This is a genomic window from Candidatus Zixiibacteriota bacterium (genome assembly GCA_014728145.1).
GTDB lineage: Bacteria > Zixibacteria > MSB-5A5 > JAABVY01 > JAABVY01 > WJMC01.
On record WJMC01000105.1, the window covers coordinates 21,512 to 42,916 of the forward strand.

At 49.4% G+C, this 21,405-nt stretch carries 18 protein-coding genes; all 18 read right to left on the reverse strand.

The window, feature by feature from the left end; genetic code table 11:
* On the reverse strand, positions 1-1,695 hold the full coding sequence (bshC, locus tag GF404_06700; protein ID MBD3381868.1) for a bacillithiol biosynthesis cysteine-adding enzyme BshC: 1,695 nt from the start codon (positions 1,693-1,695) through the stop codon (positions 1-3).
* On the reverse strand, positions 1,631-4,807 hold the full coding sequence (locus GF404_06705; protein ID MBD3381869.1) for an MMPL family transporter: 3,177 nt from the start codon (positions 4,805-4,807) through the stop codon (positions 1,631-1,633). Before GF404_06705 ends, bshC begins: the two co-directional genes overlap by 65 nt.
* The gene (locus GF404_06710; protein MBD3381870.1) at positions 4,804-5,847 is read right to left on the reverse strand and encodes an efflux RND transporter periplasmic adaptor subunit; all 1,044 of its coding nucleotides are present in this window, start codon (positions 5,845-5,847) and stop codon (positions 4,804-4,806) included. Before GF404_06710 ends, GF404_06705 begins: the two co-directional genes overlap by 4 nt.
* Entirely contained in the window at positions 5,844-7,181 is a 1,338-nt protein-coding gene (locus GF404_06715) for a hypothetical protein (GenBank protein MBD3381871.1), read from the reverse strand. The genes GF404_06710 and GF404_06715 overlap by 4 nt, the downstream gene beginning before the upstream one ends.
* Positions 7,178-7,768, reverse strand: a complete 591-nt coding sequence (locus GF404_06720) for a TetR family transcriptional regulator (protein MBD3381872.1) — start codon at positions 7,766-7,768, stop codon at positions 7,178-7,180. The genes GF404_06715 and GF404_06720 overlap by 4 nt, the downstream gene beginning before the upstream one ends.
* A gap of 132 nt (positions 7,769-7,900) precedes the next feature.
* Entirely contained in the window at positions 7,901-8,869 is a 969-nt protein-coding gene (corA, locus tag GF404_06725) for a magnesium/cobalt transporter CorA (GenBank protein MBD3381873.1), read from the reverse strand.
* Positions 8,862-9,539, reverse strand: coding sequence for an endonuclease III (locus GF404_06730; GenBank protein MBD3381874.1), 678 nt, complete (start codon positions 9,537-9,539; stop codon positions 8,862-8,864). Before GF404_06730 ends, corA begins: the two co-directional genes overlap by 8 nt.
* Positions 9,499-10,608 (reverse strand): flippase-like domain-containing protein, encoded by a 1,110-nt coding sequence (locus GF404_06735; protein ID MBD3381875.1) that lies wholly within the window; start codon positions 10,606-10,608, stop codon positions 9,499-9,501. Before GF404_06735 ends, GF404_06730 begins: the two co-directional genes overlap by 41 nt.
* Positions 10,609-10,691: 83 nt before the next feature.
* Entirely contained in the window at positions 10,692-11,444 is a 753-nt protein-coding gene (locus GF404_06740) for a hypothetical protein (protein MBD3381876.1), read from the reverse strand.
* A complete protein-coding gene (locus tag GF404_06745) occupies positions 11,441-13,255 on the reverse strand; it encodes a hypothetical protein (protein ID MBD3381877.1) in 1,815 nt (604 codons plus the stop codon). The genes GF404_06740 and GF404_06745 overlap by 4 nt, the downstream gene beginning before the upstream one ends.
* An 8-nt stretch (positions 13,256-13,263) precedes the next feature.
* The gene (locus GF404_06750; GenBank protein MBD3381878.1) at positions 13,264-14,196 is read right to left on the reverse strand and encodes a tetratricopeptide repeat protein; all 933 of its coding nucleotides are present in this window, start codon (positions 14,194-14,196) and stop codon (positions 13,264-13,266) included.
* Positions 14,193-15,230 (reverse strand): VWA domain-containing protein, encoded by a 1,038-nt coding sequence (locus GF404_06755; protein ID MBD3381879.1) that lies wholly within the window; start codon positions 15,228-15,230, stop codon positions 14,193-14,195. The genes GF404_06750 and GF404_06755 overlap by 4 nt, the downstream gene beginning before the upstream one ends.
* 54 nt (positions 15,231-15,284) lie before the next feature.
* Positions 15,285-16,280, reverse strand: coding sequence for a VWA domain-containing protein (locus tag GF404_06760; GenBank protein MBD3381880.1), 996 nt, complete (start codon positions 16,278-16,280; stop codon positions 15,285-15,287).
* Entirely contained in the window at positions 16,277-17,164 is an 888-nt protein-coding gene (locus GF404_06765; GenBank protein ID MBD3381881.1) for a hypothetical protein, read from the reverse strand. The genes GF404_06760 and GF404_06765 overlap by 4 nt, the downstream gene beginning before the upstream one ends.
* A gap of 43 nt (positions 17,165-17,207) precedes the next feature.
* A complete protein-coding gene (locus GF404_06770) occupies positions 17,208-18,698 on the reverse strand; it encodes a hypothetical protein (protein ID MBD3381882.1) in 1,491 nt (496 codons plus the stop codon).
* 19 nt (positions 18,699-18,717) lie between these two features.
* Positions 18,718-19,602 (reverse strand): DUF58 domain-containing protein, encoded by an 885-nt coding sequence (locus tag GF404_06775; GenBank protein ID MBD3381883.1) that lies wholly within the window; start codon positions 19,600-19,602, stop codon positions 18,718-18,720.
* Positions 19,603-20,589 carry an AAA domain-containing protein gene (locus GF404_06780; GenBank protein MBD3381884.1) on the reverse strand — a complete coding sequence of 329 codons (987 nt, stop codon included), beginning with the start codon at positions 20,587-20,589 and terminating at the stop codon, positions 19,603-19,605.
* A 2-nt stretch (positions 20,590-20,591) separates the two neighbouring features.
* Positions 20,592-21,405, reverse strand: an 814-nt coding sequence (locus tag GF404_06785; protein MBD3381885.1) for a hypothetical protein, incomplete at its 5' end; no start/stop codon positions are given.

Genomic DNA, 21,405 nt, shown 5'->3' on the forward strand with positions numbered 1-21,405 from the left:
TCAGTATCCCATGTCCTCCAGGTAGATCACCTGGTGATCGTAGCAGTCGAGTTTCAGGTGCTGATCGATTTTATCCATGAATTCAGGACCGTACCTGACAATGAAATTGAAGATATTAAAATGCCGTTCCTGGAGGGACTGCTCCGGATATAAAAACTCCGATGCACGCTCGATACCATCGACAATCCCTTTGTTACGTTTCTTATAGGCCTTGATAATTTTTTCACGCAGTTGCTTGATCTCATATTCGACTTTGCCCTTGGTTTTCCGGACAGTGCGCTGTACCCCCTCGTCGAAGTCGGCCAGGTATTTTTCCAGGCTGAGAATTCTCTGGTTGATTTCGTCGCAATCCTGCTCAATTTTTTGATCGAGTTCAGCAGGTATCTTTTCCTCGACTATATCCTTGATTTTGGCCTGCAGGTGTTTTTCATCGATGAAGTCGGTCATTGTAAGTTCGTGCTTCTCCATCACCCGGCAGGCGAATTTGTCCATAACAGTGGCGGATATCCGCGGATAGACTATTGGGCACTGCACCTTGAAATGATTGTGCAGATCCTTGATCTGCGCGAAATACGCGACTTCTGCCGGACCACCGATATAGGCCAGAGTCGGGAAAAGGTGGTCCTGCATGACCGGCCTCAGAAGCACATTGGGTGAGAAATGATTAGGAAACTGATCCAGTTTATCGAGCAACTCCTCACGGCTGAACTTCTGATCCTCGCCGTCAATAAAGTACGAGTCGCCGTCGTAACCAATTCGAGACCTTTCACCATTACAATAGAACAGGTTGGTGTAGTTCTCCAGATGATGCACCTGGAGATGATAACCCAGTTGCTTCAATTCTGTATTGGCCAGATTGATTATCTGGTTGGAGGATTCGAACTCGGCGATCTCTTTTTCGAAGACCGGCTTGGCCATCCTCTTGATACGGTCATCGGCCGGATTGACCAGCACTAAACCGGAATCGGTAAACAGCTTTGCCAGGAGCCGTCCGAAGGCTTCACCAATCGGCTGGCCGGGTTGATACGAATCGGAAATCATCTCGCGGATATCGGAATGATAATCCGAGGGAGGCAGGCTGTTTAACACTTCCTGGTTGAACAGGTCTATATTGTCATCCAGATTAAAAAACGCCATCGGCCTGTCACCGGGAGGCTCATTTGGCTCATAGTCGATTTTGTGCAGGTTGTAAAGTTTGTCGAGGATATGCACATGACGAACTTCCTCGAAATCATGATCGTCGGTGGCCATCCAGAAAATCGGCACGACCGGAACATCCAGTTTATCTTCCATCTCCTGCGCCAGTTTCAGCGCTGTCAGCGTTTTATAGACCGTGTACATCGGACCGGTCAGCAGGCCAACCTGCTGGCCTGTGAAGACTACGCAGGATTTCGTGTCCCTCAGTTTTTCAATATTATCAAAAGTCTTCCCGGCAAACCCGTAAGACTTGTTCTGCTCGGTTAAAATTGCAACCAGCTCTTCGCGTTTATAGTCGCGTTTGGCCATATTGGAGGCGTTTTTCTCGAAACGATCGATTCGTCGGAAATTTGCGCAGTAATATGGCGCCACTTTCTCAAAATCATTGAGAAAATCCCAGAACAGCTTGCTGGTGGACTTGAGGTCCTTATAGCTAAGCTTCATGCGGTTGTCCATCTCTCCCCGCTTGATCTTGTGCATCTCGGTCGTCAGACTCATAACCAATTATCTTTTTGAAAATCCTCTTTATCCAGTTTAATATGTCTTCAATAACAGTATAAACAACAGGAACGACGATAAGTGTCAGAAAAGTTGAAGAAAGCATACCGCCTATCACCGCCTGGGCGATCGGAGCGCGCAACTCGGCACCCGGGCCGATCGCCAGAGCCAGGGGAAGCATTCCGAAGATAAGAGACAACGCGGTCATCATGATCGGACGCAACCTGATCGGGCCGGCTTCCAGGATCGCCTCGGTACGATCAGAGCCCTTGTCACGTCTCTGTTTGACGAAATCGATCAAAAGAATCGCGTTTTTTGTAACCAGCCCCATTAACATGATGACACCGATCAGCGACATGATAGAAATCGCCGAATTGAAGATCAGAAGTCCCAGAAACGCGCCGATCATGGATAACGGCAGGGTGGTCATGATCGTGACCGGATCGAAGAAACTGTTCAACTGCGACGCCAGCACGAGATAAATGAACACGATTGCCAGAATCAGCGCTTCTGTCAAATATTCAAAAGATTCTTTTTGCCACTCTGCTTCACCGATTGCACCGATCGAATAGCCGGGCGCCACCTTGACTGAATCGAGTTTGGCCTGAATTTCAGACCGTACTGTACCGGTAAACCTTCCAGCCGTATTCCCGGTCACTGTGTAGATTCGCTGGCGATCATAGCGATTGATCTCAGGCGGGGCACCGCCCTGGTCGAAACTGGCCACCCGTGAAAGCGGAAAGGCCGGATTATCCTCGCCCGCAACATCTTTATATGAAGGGATCATGAAGCGCTCTAAATCGTCGACCTCATCGCGTTGATCAGGTCTCAGCCTGAGCAGGATATTGTATTCTTCATCTTCATCGCGCAGTCGTGAGACTTCCTCGCCCTCGACAAACATCCTGACAGCTGAAGCCAGGTTTTGCAAATTCACACCAAGATCGGCCGCCTTTTCACGGTCGACATGGATCTGCACCTCCGGCTTGACCTTTGTCAGCGAGTTATCAATATCTACCGCGCCGGGTACCGAACGTACGATCGAGTCGGTGATCATGGTATAGTATTCGAGCAGTTCTTCCCGTTCACCACGGACAGCATATTCGATCGGAGCCTGTCCGCCCTCGGACTGCTCAGAGGCCACAGCCAGCTTAATTCCGGCGATATCTTTCATATTTTCTCGAACAGCCATCATCACGTCTGAGACCGATCTCTCGCGCTCGTCCATGGGTACCAGCTGGACATAGATATATCCCTCATTGATGCCCCGCTCACCTGAACCGATTACCGTGTACATATTGATAATTTCAGGATATGTTTTCAGTCTTTTCTCTACTATGTTTGCCAGAGACTCAGTCTTTTCTAAACTGCTTGATGGCGCGGTCTGGAAACTGAGATAGAACTCGCTTTCGTCTGTCTGAGGAATGAATTCACTACCGAGCTGAGTGGCAATAAAAATTGCCAGTACAAAAGATACTGTCGCGACTAAAAGAACTAAAAAGCGATGATGAAGCGACCAGGTTAGCATCCGTTTGTACAGGTTTCCAAAGCGAGTGAAGAGATTATTCCAGGCATTGGTCAGCATCAGGAATGGATTTTTGGTACCTTTATGGGATTTCTCTTTAGTCAGAAAGCGCGATGACAGCATCGGCGTAAGTGTAAAGGCCACAAAAAGCGACACCAGAACAGAAAACGCCACAGTCATGCCAAAGGAGAAGAAGAATCGTCCGACGATCCCCTTCATGAACGCCACCGGCAGAAACACTACCATAATAGCAAAAGTGGTGGCGGTCACCGCCAGCCCGATTTCAGCAGTTCCGTCCGAGGCCGCCTGGTCACCCTTTTTGCCCATATCCAGGTGGCGATAGATATTTTCAATCACCACAATTGCATCGTCGATTAACAACCCCACCGCCAGGGAAAGTCCCAGAAGAGTCATGAAGTTCAGGGTAAATCCCAAAAAGTTCATGAACGTGAATGTGGAAATAATTGAAACCGGGATAGCGATTGCGGTGATCAATGTCGAACGCCAGTTCGCTAAAAAGAGAAAGACCACAATCACTGCCAGAGTACCACCGTAGATCAGGTTAACCACGACGTCATGGACAGCATTGCGGGTAAAATCGGATTGATCCTCGACAATGGTATAAGTAATATCCGGCGGAAGCTCCGACTTGAGCTTATGAAGTTCCTCTCCGACACGGTCAGCGACATCGACAACATTGGCACCGGACTGCGTAATCACGGCCAGCGATATCGCGCGACTGATTTCGAAATCATTGACCTCCTTCTGGCCCAGCCGAGCAAGGGAAGTCTGCTCCTTGACACCGTCATAAACATGGGCGACATCGGTGAGCTTGACGAAATGCCCTTTGGGGGTGGCGATAATCAATTTTTTGAGTTCATCTATCGTTTCGACCTTGCCCATAGTACGAACCAGCATCTCGGTACGGCCTTTTTTGAGACGGCCTCCGGGAAGTTCGAAGTTCGATGAGGCTATCGCATCGGAGACGTCGAACGGTGTCAGATCATAAGAACTGAGCAAGTCCAGATCGAGTTCGACCTGGATTTCCCGCTCGAACCCGCCGATCAGGTCGACCGAGCCGACACCCTGTATATTTTCAAGTCTTTTCTTTACCTGCTCTTTAACGATATATGTCAGATCCTTTGCGGAACGATCGCCTGAAACAACCACTGAAAGAACCGGTTGTGATGACGGATCAAATCGCTGAACGATCGGATCCTCAATATCGAGGGGCAGTTCGCCCCGGATCGCGGAGACTTTGTCACGCACCTCGCTGGCCGCATCGAGGGCGTCAACCTCCAGCTCGAACTGCACCATCACCCGTGAATACCCTTCCATTGAGACTGATTCGATCCTGTCCACACCCGAGATCGGGTTGACCGCGTCTTCGATCTCCCGCGTCACCTCGATTTCGACTGATTCCGCGCTGGCTCCGGGATATACTGTCGTTACCACCACGAAGGGAAAGTCGATCTCCGGAAAAAGTTCCATTGAAAGACGATTGAATGACGTATAGCCCAGAACCAGGAGGGCTACGATCATCATGGTCGCGAAGACCGGCCTTTTGATGGATACATCTGCTAAAATCACTTGTTATCCGACCTCCTGTTGACCACGTTCACGAGACTGCCGTCATTGAGAAATGACTGCCCCAAAACCACCACGCTCCAGCCGGATTCAACCCCGGAGAGAATCTGCACGTTTTCCTCGTCCTCGTTGCCCAGCTCGACTTCGACCGACTGGGCGGTGTCGCCTTCGAGAAAGAACAGACGCGGGATCCCTTTCTGGATACGTACAGCTTCACGCGGGACCAGAAGCGCATCCGTAATAGTGCGAAGTTCGAGTTCGGCAGTCGCCAGCGACCCCACCTTGAGCCTGCTATCTCGGTTTGCGGCTATAACTTCTACTGCAAACGCGCGCGTTTCCGGATCGGCCGATGCCGAAACCCGTTCGACGACACCGATTACAGGATTGTGTTTATCCTGGCCACGCATCCCCATCGTCACCGTGTCGCCAACCTGGACATAATCCACATCATCCGGATCGACTCCGATGGTCACCCGGACGCTGTCGGTACGGCTGACCGTGGCCAGCTTCTCTCCCTGCAATACCTGATCACCATAGTTGACATCCAGGGCGGTTATCCGTCCATCAAAAGGAGCAACGATTTTGACCATCTCGCGGGCGGCATTGAAATCCGCCCGTGAAACCTTGTACTGGGTGCGAATATTATCCAGTTCGTTTTCAGACACAGCTCCTTCTTCGTACAGGTTTTTGTATTTATTGAGCAACCTGCGGTTGTTTTCATAGACAGCTTCAGCCTGATGATAACTCGAACCGGGACCGCCCGGATCGAGCGTAAGGAGCACCTGGCCGTTTTCGACCTGGTCACCAAGTCGGACATTTATGGATTCAACGGTTTCGGACAATTTGGCCGACAGGTTAGCATGCTCGATACCTTCCACAGTGCCGGAATAAGTCTTGGTAATGGTCAGTTCACCATGCTGGGCGGTAGTGACTTCAACAGCAATCCGCTCCGGTTCAGTAACAGTTTCGGGAGCGTTTTGTCCACCGCACCCGGCCAGTAAAATCATTGCAACAAGCAGTGTGAGTATTACGATGCGACTCATTTTCTACTCCTTTTACCCCAGCGATCAAAACCGACCGCTTTCTCATATTTTGCCAGTGCGATTTCATAGTCGTATATTGCTTCAATGTGATTTGTTCGTGCCGTGGTCAGGGCTTCCTGAGCCGAGAGGATCTCCAGCTGTGTGCCGATCCCGTTTTTGAAACGCAGATTGGCTACCCTGAGCCCCTCTTCGGCCAGAGCGATCGTTTTCTGGCTGGTCACGAGACGAAGCTTGGACTCCTCAATTGAGCTGATCGCTTCTTCAACTTCCAGCCGGATAGCATCCTCGATCTGACTTTTGGCCAACTTCGATTTAACATAGTCAGCCTTGGACTGCTTGACTTTTCCTGATGATTCAAGACCGTCGAAGATCGGAAAGTTCAGAGACAATGAAGCGGAGGTACTGCGATTCCAGTCACCATCCCCCGGAAAAGTTTCGTCGACCGTCGCGGCCCATTCCAGTGCGGCCGAAAAATACAGTGACGGCATCCGCCCCGAACGTGATATACCGATCGCTTTTTTGTAAGCTTTGATCAAATAATCCTGCTGAACATAGTCAGGTCTCTGACGGAAAGCGGTGTCAAGGGCGGCTTCGAGCTCCGGCGTTGTAATCGTGTCAACCAGGTCAAAATCGAAATTGAGTTCGACTTCGCGCCTGCTCTCATAGCCGATAAAATAGCGCAGGTTGCTCAGGGCAATACTGGCTATATTCTTGGATTTGGTTAATTGAGGTTTCAGATTAGCCAGCTCAACCTCGGCCCTGAGCCTGTCGAATTCCGAGATCAAGCCCTGGTCGTATAAACTCGTGACCACATCGAGATTTTCCCTGGCCCGTTCGACCGCATCCTGCGAAACCTGGACATAATCATGCGCCAGAATCGCGCTGTAAAAGAGGTTGCGGGTATTGAAAATCAAAGCCTGACGGGCGGCCTGGACCGCCTGGCCAGCGGCTTTGTTATAAAGTCTGGCAATTGCCAGGGCGTTAAAAACCCTTCCTCCTCCGAACAAGGTCTGTTGCAGGTCGAAACGCAGGGAGTAATCGTTTTTTCCGCCGATCTGGATTTGATCGCCACCGAACACGAATGTCTGCAGTTCGAAATTGCGAGTGTATCCGCCATTGAAGGTCAGCGAGGGCAAAGCGCCCGCCCAGGCTTCTTTGATCTGTCCCTCGGCCTTGCGTTTATCCTGCAGAGCTGAGAGATAAGCCTCGTTGTTTTTAAGAGCCATCCTGATCGCTTCATCGATAGTCAGTTCATCCGCGTGCGCAATACCGGTCAGAAGCAGTAACCCGCACACCCACATGAGAAAAAGCCTGATTAGTTTGGACCGTCTCAATTCAGTATGCCCTCCAGATAGATTGTGTTTATCTGTTCAACTATATGATCGATAGAGATTTCCTTGCCCTCCGCCAATGACCTGAAAAAGACATGATCCACCATCCCGATCATACAGGTCGAGGCGATGTAAGAATCAATTGGCTTGATGTTTCCCGTTTTAATAGCTGTCTCCAGTTTATCTTCCAGGTGATACATACGTTGAAAAACTTTCTTGTGGATTCGATCCTTAAACTCCAACCTGATTTCGACCTGATTCGAGGAAACAATTTTAAAAATCGGTTTGTGATTTTCAAGAAACTTACAGTATATTTCAAGCCCCGACTTTATCTGTTCAAGCGGGTTTTCAGATTGCACGATACCGGATTTCATCATCTCATCGAGCTCATCCAATCCCTCCTCAATCACCGAAACCAGAATTTCCTCCTTGGTATCGAAATGGTTATACACGGTTCCTTTGGCAACCCCGGCTAATCTGGCTATCTCCGATACTTCTGTGCCATGAAAACCGCCCTTTGCGAACAGCTTCTCGGCCGCTTTCAGGATCTTCCGGCGACCCGCTTCTTTTTTGTCAGTTTGCTCAGCCATAAGTTCATCCTCATTTCATGACTGACCAGTCAGTCACAGTAATCAGTATCTAACGGCTGAGGCTGGATTTTGTTTCGTCTTTTATTGGAAATCCCTGATTATTTTAACAAGACATATAAGACGATAATGGTGTTATATCCATTTTTTGCGCTTAAAGAACAACAGCAAGCCTACAACTATCAGTATAATTACAATCCAGGTAAAGGTGTAACCGTATTTCCATTCGATCCAGGGCATATACTTGAAATTCATTCCAAACAGCCCTGCGATAAACGACGGAGGCAATAATATTGCTGTAAAAATTGTCAGAAACTTGATTATCTGGTTGGTTCGATCTGAAACGGAGGAGAAATAAACTTCCAGCGCTGAATTGAGAATATCGCGATTGGAATCCGCCTCGTCCATCATGCGGGAGAGATGATCGTGGATATCGGAGAAATAGACCTCCGCTTTTTTCGGAATCAAAGACAGCTTGCCGGTAGTCATCTGGTAAACCACCTCGCGCAGGGGCGCCATAATTCGCTTAAAATCCAGCGTATCTCGACGAATATTAAAAATCCTCTTGACGATTTCCGCCTGGGGATCCTCGAATACATCATCTTCGATTTTATCGGTTTCGGCCTCGATAATATCCAGTGGCCGGTCATAGGTATCGACCAGGTAGTCCAGTAAGGCGTGAAACAAAAAACTGGTCCCGCGTGCCACAATACGATCATCGCGTAGAAACTTCTGAAAAAGCGAATCGAGGATATCGATCTGATGCCTGTGGACGGTTACCACCGCGTTATGAGTAAGGAACAGTCCGATATCGTGGACCGCCAGTTCATCCTCACCACCCGGACGACCGACCGACTGGAAAATCACGAACAGGTAGTCCTCGTATTCGTCGACTTTTGGACGGGATTCCTCGGAGAGAACGTCTTCGATAGAAAGGGGGTGAAACTTGAAATCATGGGTCAGGATGTAGGACTCCTCGTCGGTCGGATTGAACAGGTCAATCCACAGGATCGAACGCGGGACCTGCATCATCTCCCGAAAATCAAGAATTCCTGTCCTGTCGCGTCCCCCTCCATCGGGGGTCCAGTAAAATGATCTAACCATTTGTTACATTTTCAGTATAAAATTCACACCAGCTCCGGATAATACAACGATCGCATAATGGACGACCCGCTTTACAGACTCGTCGTCCGTGGTGAATCAGGTTCAGGTGAAAAGTATAATAATTATCAATGTTTTGACCAAACCAAAACTGAAAAGATTTGGATCTGTCGTTTGTGTTCTGAACTAACCCGAGTCTCAGGGTAATCCGGTGGATATGCGTATCGACCGGCATTACATTCCTGCCGAGTGCGAACAGAAGCACGCAGGCGGCTGTTTTCTCTCCCACCCCGGGAAGTGATAGCAGATACTTCAGCGCTTCTTTATCGGACATATTTTTCAGATTCGACAATGTATGACGACCTTGATCCGACTTGATTTGTTTTAATGCTGTGGAGATAGATTTGGACTTGCGATCCGCCAATCCCCCGGATTTTATCGCCTTGGCGATATCATTCATGTCAGCATTACCGAGAGCCTTGTATGAGGAAAATTTCTTTTTAAGATTTTTATGGGCACGTGAAGAGTTGGCATCGGAGGTGTTCTGCGACAGAATCGTGCCGATCAGCACATCCATTGCCGAGCCATGAGGGGTAAACTCGCGGGTTCCATATTCTTGTGCGAGGCTGTTTTCAATCTTTGTGATGAGTTTTGAAATCCGGCGCGGACTCATTCTCGACCTCCACAGCAGAACCCAATTGAGCCTCCTCCTTTTCTCGTTTGATATCTTCTTCAAGCGATTCTTTGCTGATCTCTTTGACACCTATCCCGAAATGATCCTTGAACAGGAAAAACAATCCGGTAATCCAGATCGGCAGGAGGTTCATAAAATGGAAGATTATCGAGAATCCAACCGCCACTTCTTTGGGTATAACGCCATATGTCTGCTTTATGATACCGATCACTATCCACTGAAATGTACCAAGGTTGCCGGGAGTGATCGGAACAACTGTAAAGAAGGTGGTGACAGCCACGAAGATCATGGCCATCCAGTATGGCACCTGCAAGCCAAACGCCTCCCGAAACGCTGCGATCAAAAGCATCACGATAATAATATTGCAGGCCCACATCAGAACCGAGTAGGCAAATACCAGAAGCGTATGCTTAAACGAGGTCAAAGCGCTCAATCCCTGTGTAAACGAGCGTGAGACACCCTCGATCCTGCGATAGAAACGCGGAAACCTCCGGCGCAGTTTTTTCTTACCATAATAGCGCAGACCGCGTTGATTCGCGAGAATCAATATATAGACCGAGATCAGGCCTGCCATGATGATACCCAGAATCAGCGAATTACGCGTCATCCAGCTCGGAAAGACGATGAAAAACGACGATATCAACAGCATCAGGATCAGGCACAGGCCGTCAAAAGTTGCTTCTACGAGGACTGTTGTAGCGCCGAACGTTTTCGGCAGATTCTCGGTCTTGTTCAAAAAGACGACGCGAGCCGCCTGTCCGGTCAAAGCCGGAAGCGAGATATTCATTAACTGGCTGACTGCGAATAACGAATAAATGCGACGGATCGAGATAACTTTGCGCTGATCGATGATTATCTTCCATCTCAAAGACAGCACAAAGACTTTCACCATACCAAGAAACAAGGCTATAAATATATAGGTAAAGCGAACCTGCTTGATCGTCTTCCAGAGAAGCCCGAAATCGAGGTCGTAAAAGCAGAGCACCAGAAGCACTGCCGCCAGCAACACTCCAAAGATCCATTTATGGCGGAAATTCTTAAAAGACATAAACCTGAAAATACAGCCGCAGGCAACGGGTGTCAAACATTAACTCGGATCCAGGTGTCAGACTTATCTGGAGAATGAGCAGATTAAAATTCGTAGACATCCGCGATCGGAACCCAGCCCTTGAGGTTGTTGGCAAACAGTCCCTCGTAATATCCGGATTCCTGATCGAGGATTTTGAACGTGAGTCCCTCATGAGCGCTGAAGCGGACTTCTCCGATCGCCCCTGGTCCTGCCAGGACCTGAACTTCCGGTGAAGTTATTACTCCACGCGGGGTTTCGTAATTCAGCTTAATATTGATTCCCACGATAGTTGCGCTGGTAACTATAAAGAACGAGAGAACGATTACAATGCCAATAAACAGCATCTTCTTCTCACGGTAATATATCCAGACAATCAAAATCAGGATCAGGAGAAGAAAACATGCGAACGCAAACCATGTCAGTTCAGATGACCTGAAATACAGTGCGGATCCTTTGACGAAATTCCAGATCGGATTCTGGAGGCTATCGGTCGGCTTATCGCGCAAAAGGCTCCTGACAAACCGGAGATTGGCTTTTATGTCCTCATCACGCGGATTAAGTCTCTCGGCCTGCATATACATGGCAACTGCCAGACCACGCTGATCGGTTTTGAAGTAACAGTTGCCGAGGTTGTAATAGAGTTCGGCTGACACGAGGCCAGAATCCCGGATCGCCTGGAAAACTGTCAGGGCCGAATCGTATTCTCCACGGTTGTAGATCTCGACTGCCTGCTCGAAATCCTCTGTCGGCGTCGCTGACAGTGCAGTCGATAAAGCGATAATCAGGATCAGGATATACGCGATCAGCTCTTTCATTTCTGCTTTTTACCCTCCTGCTCAGCCGATACGATCCATCTTTCGCCGTTTTCCAGAAGATCCCGGGCCGTATCGGCACTGCTTTCGGCAGGAGCGAAACGGCCGAAATCCGCGGAACGTATAAGCTCTCGAAACTGCTCGAAGAGGTTGTCATCGTAATTGTGCCGGCGCAGAGTCTTTTGAACCTCGGGTTCGGTCAATCCGGCCGCCGACAGGTTGAATTTATCGCCAATATACTCGTACAGCGCCCTCGAGATTTCAGCATAGTATGCATCCATATTCCCCTGCTCGAGAAGTTTGCGCGAGGCGGACAGTCTTTTGCGGGCCAGGCTGTGGGCGCGTTTCAGGCGACGATAGCGCACATCACCTGACAGCCTCTCCTGCCTGCGACGCCAGATTAGTATCCCTGCCAGGGCAAAAACCGGCAGCGCGGGCATAATCCAGAAGCTTGCGTTGTAAATTAAAGGCTGTATGGGCTCATGCAGTTTTCCATTCAGTTTTTTAGCTCCCAGGATATCGCGCACTTTTATATCGGACGGGAGGTTCATCATGCCGGCGAAATTATCCCCCGAGGAACCTTTGCCGGGAGCAATTTTTAGCGTATAGGGATCCGACTTGAGCGTCTTATAGGTTCCTTCAATCGGATCGAAGTAACTCCAGTGCAATCGAGACAGATCGTAGATTCCCTCCTGTTCGGGTATAATCGAAAACTCAAACTCTTTTGTGCCGATCACTGAACCTCCAGCCCGGTTAATGATCGTGGTGTCACCCGAAGCACGGATATCCAGGCCGTCAATCTCTGGCAGGCGGGGCGCGGAGACGGTTTTGATATTGCCCTTACCCGAGATACGGATCTTCATCAGTATGGTCTCATCGACAGAGACATCGGTTCCTGAAAGGTCTACCCGCATGGAAAATGACCCCACCGCGCCTTTGAAATCCGGCGGACGATTCGCTCTCGGAAGCGGTTTGACATAGATCTTCTGGGGGGTGGTGAAAAGAGTTTCAGGTTCGGAACGACCCAGGCTTCTCGAACGCAAACCGCGCATACTGAACGGATCGGTTTTGAACATGCTCGAAAACGGGTCAGGAGTAATCACCACACGAGCAGGTTCGATCTCAGTTTCGCCCGGAGTAACCGGAAACAGGTAATAATCATGTGCATTTATGGTATAGACATTGCCCTTTATCAGCCGGGTCGCACGATTCCAGCCAAATTCCTCATGCCAGAACCCCGAGAAAGACGGCGCCAGGTATACCGGATCGGAAAAAAATGCTGAACCACGTCTCTGGTATGCCCTGAAGGAATAAACTACCTGCTGGCCTTCATATACAGTGTCGCGGTCGATTTCACACTCAACTAAAAAGTCATCGCGATCTTTATTGTCAGATGGTTGCGTCCTGGTCCCCGGTCTTTTGACCTGTCCCTGGCGGTTCTGAGTGACCGTGATTTTAAGCGGTTGGGTTGAATACTCCCGTCCTTTGATTTTGACCGTGATCGGTCCAACCATGAAATTGCCAGCTTTCTGGGCGACCATAGTATAATCGTATTTTATCGAGCTGGTCGTTTTGCCATTAATGATAGTCTGCTCGAATGTGTGTCCCGACGAATACACTTTGAAAGCGGGAATACTTGGCAGTCGTGGTTCGGCTGAGGCCTGGCTGTCCAGAATCTTTACCGAAAGGATAACACGATCACCGACCGCCACACGGTTTGAGCTCAAAGTCGAGACCACATCCACAGCCGCCGCGGTACTGGCAAATGCCATCAGCGCAAGAAACAATGCTATTTTAAATCTATTTAGTATCATAGCAGTACTTACCAGCTCTTACCTTTATAACCGGAAGCATCGATCATATCCTTGATCCTGCCTTTCAGGACTTCCTTTTCCTCCTGGCTGAGACCTTCCAAAAGAGCACGAGCTCGCTGCTGATCGAGCTGGGCCGGCATCTGCTTCTGGTTTTCTCCTCCCTGAGGCTGGGGCTGGTCCTGCTGTTCCTGCTGGTCTCCCTCAGATTCCTGATTTTCTTGACTTTGATTTTGCTCCTGATCCTGTTTTTGTTTATCGTCAGATTCAGACTGGTTTTTGTCTTTCTGCTGATCCTTTTCTTGTTCGTCCTGTTGCTTTTGATCCTGTTGTTGATCTCTCTGATTTTTATTGCTCTGATCCTGTTTATCCTGCTTGTCGTCTTTTTGCTCGTCCTGGTTCTGGTTTTCTTTATCCTGATTATTCTGATCCTGCTTATCTTTTTGATCCTGCTGGTCTTCTTTGTCTTTGTTTTCGTCCTGATCCTGGTTTTGCTGCTGTTGTTGTTTTTGATGTTCTTCCAGCTTTTTTAACGCCAGTTCGAGATTGAACTTGGCATCCTCGTCTTCGGGGTTGTATTCGAGCGATTTTTTATATGCTTCGATCGCTTTTTCAAGCTGGCCGGAACGGTAATGTGTGTTGCCGATATTATAAAATGATTCCGCCGCCAACAAGCTGTCCGAGCCGGTCGCGGCGTTTTCATAATAAGCCAGCGCCTGGTCGTACTTGCCCTGCTGATGAAATGAATTACCAAGATTGAAATTGATTACCTTTTCATCGGGTCGGGCTTCGAGGGCTTTCTCGAACAGTTGCAATGAGGAATCATATTGATTCTGAGAATATGCGCGCACACCTTCTTCATTGAGATCTTTATACGACTGCGCGGAGAGCGAAACTGATGCGATCGTCAAAATCATCAGTATTTTTGCCAAACTCCTTATCATGCGAAAGCCCTCCAGAAAGGTTTTGCCCTGAGGTCGGAAAGTATGAATTCAAACACAAAAAACAAGAAACATATTAGAAGTGGAATCTGAAAACGGTCTTCGTAACTCGTAATCAGCTTCCCCTCAAGTTCGGCTTTTTGCAGGCCGGTGATATCTTCTACCAGGTTTCTGAGGACTTTTCCGCCCGATGATGCCAGGTAGAATTTACCCCCTGTCCTGGAAGCCAGCATTTCAAGTGTGGTCGGGTTCAAGCGCGAGAGAGCGTCAGTCCCGCTCTCGTCCTTGACATAGTCGACAATCCGACCGGACTTGTTGCGAATCGGAATCAGTCCTCCCCGGGTGCTTCCGACACCTACAGCATAAATCTTCACTTCGAGATCATTGGCTTTTTCGATTTCTTCGGACAGCTCTTCATCGAAAGTTTCGCCGTCGGAAAACAAGACGATCAGACGTGACTGTTCCGACTCGGGATCGAAAGCTGACAAGGCGGTAGCAATCGCCCTGGAAATACGCGTCCCCTGTCCCTCGGCCGGCATCAAATCCGGCTGGACCACATCCAGATACATATCGAAAGCGGAGTGGTCGAGAGTGAGCGGGCAATGAATAAAGGCGTCGCGATCGAACAACACCAGCCCAAGCCTGTCTCCGGGCAGACGTTTTTTGAGGCGACCAACCTCCAGCTTGGCTTTATCGAGCCGTGAGAGGTTACCCAGAGATTCATCCTCGACATCCATCGAACGTGATACGTCCAATGCCACCATCACATCCATGCCCTGGCGTTTGATCAATTCCTGGTGCGTACCCCACTGCGGACGGGCCAGGGCGATCGTGGCGAACACCAGCGCTGCCAGGATAAAAGCGGCTTTGAGTGTCACCCGGCCGGTCGAGAGATCATCGGACAGACGCTCGAGGTTCATACCCCGCAGAAATATCTCGCGGTCGCGAATCCTCTGTCGCCAGGACCAGATAAAAAACAGCCCCAACAGCGGTATCAGCGCCAGGAGAAACCAGTATTCAGGTTGAAAAAATTTCATATTCGATCACTCTTACAGTCAGTTATACTCCAAAAACCGGCAACTGTTTACAGATCATGGTATTTTCCGGAAACGCGTGCGGGAGGCCACCGTTTCAAACAATGCCAGTCCCAGCCCGCTCAGAACAAATAATGTGAACAACTCGCGGTACTGTATATATCCTTTGGTTTTGATCTCGGTCGTCTCCAGGTCGGAGATCTCGCGATAAACCTCAGTCAAACGTTCGCTCGATTCAGCCCGAAAATAGATTCCCCCGGTCAGGTCGGCCACCTTGCGCAGAGTTTCCTCATCGAGAGTATTGGGCAAATATTTATAAATCCGTCCCCGGAAGGGATCGTCGACCGGAAACGGTGCCTTGCCCGGCTTGCCGATCCCGATCGTATAGATCTTGATTTCGAGCGATGCGGCAATTTCGGCCGCCGTAACAGGGTCGATCTTGCCATAGTTGGAGACACCATCGGTCAGCAGTACAATCACTTTGCTTTTCGAGGGTGAATCCTTGAGACGGTTGCAACTGTTGGCGATAGCGGTGCCGATCGCGGTACCGTCATCGACCATACCGAAATCGACATGCTCAAGAAACCTTATCAACACGCTGTGGTCGAGTGTCAACGGGCACTGGGTAAATGACTGCGCGGCGAAGACCACCAGCCCGATGCGATCCTCGGTGCGTTCCTCCACAAACTCCCTGATAACATCCTTGGCGACATACAAGCGGTTCTGCGGTTTAAAATCCTCCGCTTTCATCGAGCCGGAGATATCCAGTGTCAGGATGATGTCGATGCCCTGGGTTTTGACCTCCTCGAATGTCCGCGCCAGACGGGGTCGCGCGAGCGCCAGGATTACAGCGGTCAGAACCAGCACCTTGAGTGCCGGAGAAACGTACCTGTACCAGATTCCGCCCCGATGGCTGACCGACTTGATCAGGCCGGTGTCAGAATATCGGATCGGCGCATATTTCTTTTTGCGCCGCAGATAGCGGTACCAGATCAAAACCGGCAACAACAATAACAGATACAGGTAAACAGGAGACCCGAACTCAAAATTCATGATGCCACCTCCTGTTTGTCCTCAACCGGAGTGGTCCTGTCCACAAAATCGACTGCCTTGTTGAAATCATCCGTTCGCTTTTCGGAGGTAGGCTCCAGTTTGGCAAATTTAACCAGGTCGGCATAGTCCAGTAGTTCGATCAGGAGACCGGATATCTCCTCGGACAGATCAAGACCGGGAAGCCTGAGTTTGATTTCATAGGTGGTCATATCCGGGGCGGATAGCCCCCAGCGACGTTCAATATATTCGCGAATTATTTCGCTTATCTCGAAGTAGAACAGCTTTGCTTCAAGGTTGCTGGATTTCAATTTTTTCAGTTTCTCACGGGCCGCTTCCCAGGGAGACATCAGAAGTTCCGGTGCTACCGTTTCGGATTCTGGTTGTAATTTCCGACGCAGGATAAACCAGAGCGCAACCGCAATAACCACGACAGCCGAGATCAGTAGATACAGCCACTGCCTCGAAGCCCGCAGGCTTTTAACATCCTTGAGCGAACGGATGTCCGCAGTGGAGTCATCCATGACCAGGCTGAGAATATATACGTTCAAAGAATCGGTGAAGATCGTATCGGTGATACCGCTTTTGGGATGATAGATCACCGGCAGTTCAGGAAATATCAGCTTGCCGGTTTCATAAGCCGTTAAAACAGCACGGTAGAGGATTTTTCTTTTCGTACCTTCGAGCTTATCTTCAACCAAACGCCAGTTTTTGAGGTCGAACTGCCCCAGATCTTTCGGTTGTTCAAGAGTGTCGACAGCTATCACCGAGTCGGCCGTAATTTTCAGTTCAAACTCAAGCGGATCACCGATATAACCCTTGTTCTGATCGAGAGTAGTCTCAACCGCTATATCAGCACCGGTCAATGCTGATGTGAGAAATAGCAATAAGACAACAGTTTTCGCTAAATACCTGATCATACCAGATTAGTTATTCCGACAGACGCTCAAAGATATAGGTCTGCCCAAGGCTATCCTTTAAATTGTAGTTATCGTTAAGCTCCTCTTCCCATTCGGGAATCACCCTATTATTAACTACCACTAAACGAGCCGTGCGTTCCCTGAGTATTGCATTAACGTGATCTTCGGTCATCAGGCGATACTTCCCGTGAGGTATCAGGGCGTTACCGAAATCATACTGAAAGCCTGTAAAATCCTCCGAGTTGACCTGTGGCCTCCGGGAAAAAACATTGTATCCGACCCATTCCGCCAGAAGCGTATCCGCCGGTTGGGAATATTCCCGGATTAAATCGCTGACCTGGCGCACGTGGTCAAAATGGTAAGTCTTGTGCTCATTTCTTATATCAAATATAAATTCCGCCGGATAGGGCAGAAATGTCAGAAGATAGACCGCCACCAGGATCGTGGCTGTCTTGCGCCCTCGTTCGAAGAGGTATATTACTGCCGGCAATGAGGCCATTATGAAATATATCAACGGTTGCTGGAAAAAACGGGTATTGATCGGATGAAAGATCATATAGATCAGGAAATAACCCACGCCCAGCGCGAAGCTGAGCTGGAAAAAGATCTTCTGCAGGCTGTTATAATCACGCCTGCGCCGAAAAGAATACAACAGAAACTGAGACCATACTGCCAGCGCTATCACGAACAGGTAATGAGGCTGGATCAGCACCATCGTCAGCACTTCGAGTTTGTTAAGCAATATCTGACCAATCCCCACGCTTCCGCCGCGCAAGAGATGAAACGCAAAATTATTGAATACAAATTTATCGGGTGATTGAACCAACAACTTGATCGAATACAATGAAGGTGCTGCCAGCCCGGTTAAGACGGAAGCCAGAAAATTGAGCAGGCTGTAACCGGGACGGGTGCGAAAAACGAAAAACGTGATAAAAAAGAACAGGGGGACAAACGCGATCGCGATCAGCCTGACATTGACCGCCGCCGCCAGAAAGAAAAATATGGCGAACACCATCAGATAATTGACCCTGGGCTTGCCGAGTGAATCGAACAGCAGAACAAAAGCTATAAAGAAAAACAGGTTCGAAAAAATATACTGTACAGCCAGAACATTGAAAGCCATCAACGGCCCCGACATGGCGACCATGAACATACCTGCCAGCGCGAGCTTAAAATTTTCTAACTGGCGCTTTAGAAAAAAGTAAGCAATTATGGCTAAAAGCAAATGGCATAACAACGCCAGCCCCCGTGCGGCCCACAGCCCCCCCAGACCCGTCTCTGAAAAAGGCGCAAGCAATACAGGTAAAATCGGCATCTGCGGGAAGAAAAAGTCAATGTAGGGTGAGGCCCCATTCGCCACCAGCGAGGCGGCCGAGAGATAGAACCCTTCGTCGACATCGATCACACGAAAAAAAACAAAGGCTAATCCGCTGACCAGGCTAAGACCGAGAAACAAAATGAAATACCTGAAAACGCCCCCGTTTTCATTTTTATCAGCCATGTTGTGCAAAGTCAGCTCCTCAATGGATTCGTTTTTCTCTCATCTTGAAGAATTTTATCAAAGGTTCGATATAAGATCGGGATGTGTCCAGGTTAATGAAATCTACATTGTTTTGCTTGAACAGCTTCTCCATTTGTGCCTGACGTTCATAATTACGTTTTTTGAATTCCGCACGAAATCTCGGATCGGTGCTGTCCAGCCAGAGTGTCTGCCCGCTTTCGGCGTCCTCGAATAGAATCATCCCGCAGGAGGGAATCTCCATCTCGCGCGGATCGGTCAGCTTCAGAGCTACAAGGTCATGTTTCTTACCAGCCAGAAGGAGCTGGCGGCTGTAATCATCGGCCTGGAAATCACTGATCAGAAACGCGACCGAACGGCGCTTGATCAGGCGCAGATAAAATTCCAGCGCTCCGGCAATATCGGTTCCGCGTCCCTCTGGTTTAAAATACAGCACTTCTCGAATCAAGCGAAGCACATGCTTGCGGCCTTTGGCCGGCGGTACGAATTTTTCGATTCGATCGGTGAAGATAATCATGCCGACCTTGTCGTTGTTTTTAATTGCCGCAAGTGACAGCAACGCTGTCAGCTCGGCCGCCAGCTCGCTTTTGAGGTTCTTACCGCTGCCGAACTTCTGCGACCCGGAAGCATCGATTAAAAACACTACCGACAGCTCCCGCTCTTCGGTAAATTTCTTGATATAGGGAACTCCCGACCGGGCGGTCACATTCCAGTCGATCTGGCGCACATCGTCACCGATCTGGTACTCCCGGACCTCATCGAACTCCATACCGCGTCCCTTGAAACTGGAATGATACTCCCCTGAAAACATATCGTTTACCAGCCTGCGGGTACGTATTTCGATCAGGCGTACCTTTTTAAGAATGTCACGCGATACGACAGCCATCTACGGAACCTCGATTTCGTTAAAAATCTTCTGGACGATATCCTCTGAAGTCAACTCTTCGGCTTCGGCTTCATAGGTCAAAATTATCCGGTGCCGGAGAACATCCATACCGATCTGCTTGACATCTTCGGGCGTTATATATCCGCGTCCCCGTAAAAAGGCATGCGCCTTGGAAGCGAGGTTGAGACAGATCGAGGCCCGTGGCGATGCGCCGTAGGCGATATACTGCGATAGGGGAAGATCAAAGGCTTCCGGTTGACGGGTGGCCATGACGATATTGACGATATAATCCTTGACCTTTTCATCGACATAGATCTCATTTATAACCTTGCGAGCCTCAAGGATATCGGTCGGTTGAATGACCTTGTCAGCCTTCAGCTCCTGCCCTACAGTCATCCGGTTCATTATCTCCAGTTCTTCCTCGCGCTGGGGATATGTGATCTTAATTTTGAGCATGAAACGGTCGACCTGGGCCTCGGGCAAAGGATAAGTGCCCTCCTGTTCAATCGGGTTTTGGGTGGCCAGCACCATAAAAGGTCTATCGAGCGGGTAAGTCGCCTCACCGATCGTCACCTGCCGTTCCTGCATCGCCTCCAGCAGAGCCGACTGCACTTTGGCCGGAGCACGGTTGATCTCGTCCGCCAGGATCAGGTGAGCAAAAATCGGCCCCTTCTTGGCATAAAACTTTCCCTCCTGAGGGGAAAACACCATTGTTCCGATCAGGTCGGCCGGGAGCAGATCGGGGGTAAATTGAATCCGTTGAAAAGAGGCCGCGATCGAATCCGCGAGGGTACGGATCGAAAGCGTCTTGGCCAGACCGGGTACCCCCTCGATAAGGATATGACCGTCGGCCAGTAGCCCGATCAAGAGCCGGTCAACCAGATAGTCCTGCCCGACTATTACCCTGCGAATCTGCGCGGTGAGTTCGCTTAGAAATTTCGATTTCTGTTCGACCTCTGCCTGAATCGCTTCTATATCCTGGTTCATATTCACTCTCCTGTATGGCTTGGTTTTACGCGCGAATTGAAATCCTGTTTTATCTCGCGAATCCTATGCAATAATGCCTGCAGTTCCTCAGAGGAACGGACTATCCCGCCGAACTTCATCTCCTCCAGGTGTTGATAAGCCTGTCTTAAAAGCTCGACCAGCGCTTGATCGACCTGCTTTTGTTCAATTAACTCGATCCTCTTTTCGAACTTGCGGCCCTTCAGGCCGAGATGATAATTGTCCTCGATAAACTCGTTTATGAAATTATAGGCCTGTTCGGTAAATGTGTCTTTTGCGCCCGAGGCCAGATGCCTGCTCAGTTCATTCATCCAGCCGGCAAATTTTTCATCTATATTGTGCTTTTCATCCTCGGCAAACCTGCGCGACCTGACATGCCTGAGCCAGATAAAAAATCCCCCCACGGACAGTAAAACCACCAGAATAAATACAAGGACGATGTAGATACCATGTTGCGCGCTGATGGAATCCATGGACTGCAAAACAGTCAACTCCACCTCTGAAGATTCCAGCTCACCCTCATCCTGACTGCTGAGGTCGGTATAGGGTATCACAAATGAAGGGATGGTATAACTGCCCTCTTCTTCGGCAACCAGCTTAAAGGTGGTGATTCGCTCTTCGAAAGCGAGGCTGTCGCGGGTGCCCTTGCGATGGCGGGGTGAGGTCGCGATAGTCGAGAAACCGGGAAGCTCGAGCTTCGACAATGGTTCGGCATCGTAGTTCTCGGGATTACCTGTGACCGAGACAGTCATAGTCAACGTCAACGTATCACCGACATGAAGAATCTGTGTCGAGGGC

What these genes read in the sequence shown, in the direction of transcription:
- bshC (MBD3381868.1), bottom strand. Translation starts at nt 1,695, where the DNA reads ATGAGTCTGACGACCGAGATGCACAAGATCAAGCGGGGAGAGATGGAC.
- GF404_06710 (MBD3381870.1), bottom strand. Translation starts at nt 5,847, where the DNA reads ATGAGTCGCATCGTAATACTCACACTGCTTGTTGCAATGATTTTACTG.
- GF404_06720 (MBD3381872.1), bottom strand. Translation starts at nt 7,768, where the DNA reads ATGGCTGAGCAAACTGACAAAAAAGAAGCGGGTCGCCGGAAGATCCTG.
- corA (MBD3381873.1), bottom strand. Translation starts at nt 8,869, where the DNA reads ATGGTTAGATCATTTTACTGGACCCCCGATGGAGGGGGACGCGACAGG.
- GF404_06730 (MBD3381874.1), bottom strand. Translation starts at nt 9,539, where the DNA reads ATGAGTCCGCGCCGGATTTCAAAACTCATCACAAAGATTGAAAACAGC.
- GF404_06735 (MBD3381875.1), bottom strand. Translation starts at nt 10,608, where the DNA reads ATGTCTTTTAAGAATTTCCGCCATAAATGGATCTTTGGAGTGTTGCTG.
- GF404_06740 (MBD3381876.1), bottom strand. Translation starts at nt 11,444, where the DNA reads ATGAAAGAGCTGATCGCGTATATCCTGATCCTGATTATCGCTTTATCG.
- GF404_06745 (MBD3381877.1), bottom strand. Translation starts at nt 13,255, where the DNA reads ATGATACTAAATAGATTTAAAATAGCATTGTTTCTTGCGCTGATGGCA.
- GF404_06750 (MBD3381878.1), bottom strand. Translation starts at nt 14,196, where the DNA reads ATGATAAGGAGTTTGGCAAAAATACTGATGATTTTGACGATCGCATCA.
- GF404_06755 (MBD3381879.1), bottom strand. Translation starts at nt 15,230, where the DNA reads ATGAAATTTTTTCAACCTGAATACTGGTTTCTCCTGGCGCTGATACCG.
- GF404_06760 (MBD3381880.1), bottom strand. Translation starts at nt 16,280, where the DNA reads ATGAATTTTGAGTTCGGGTCTCCTGTTTACCTGTATCTGTTATTGTTG.
- GF404_06770 (MBD3381882.1), bottom strand. Translation starts at nt 18,698, where the DNA reads ATGGCTGATAAAAATGAAAACGGGGGCGTTTTCAGGTATTTCATTTTG.
- GF404_06775 (MBD3381883.1), bottom strand. Translation starts at nt 19,602, where the DNA reads ATGGCTGTCGTATCGCGTGACATTCTTAAAAAGGTACGCCTGATCGAA.
- GF404_06780 (MBD3381884.1), bottom strand. Translation starts at nt 20,589, where the DNA reads ATGAACCAGGATATAGAAGCGATTCAGGCAGAGGTCGAACAGAAATCG.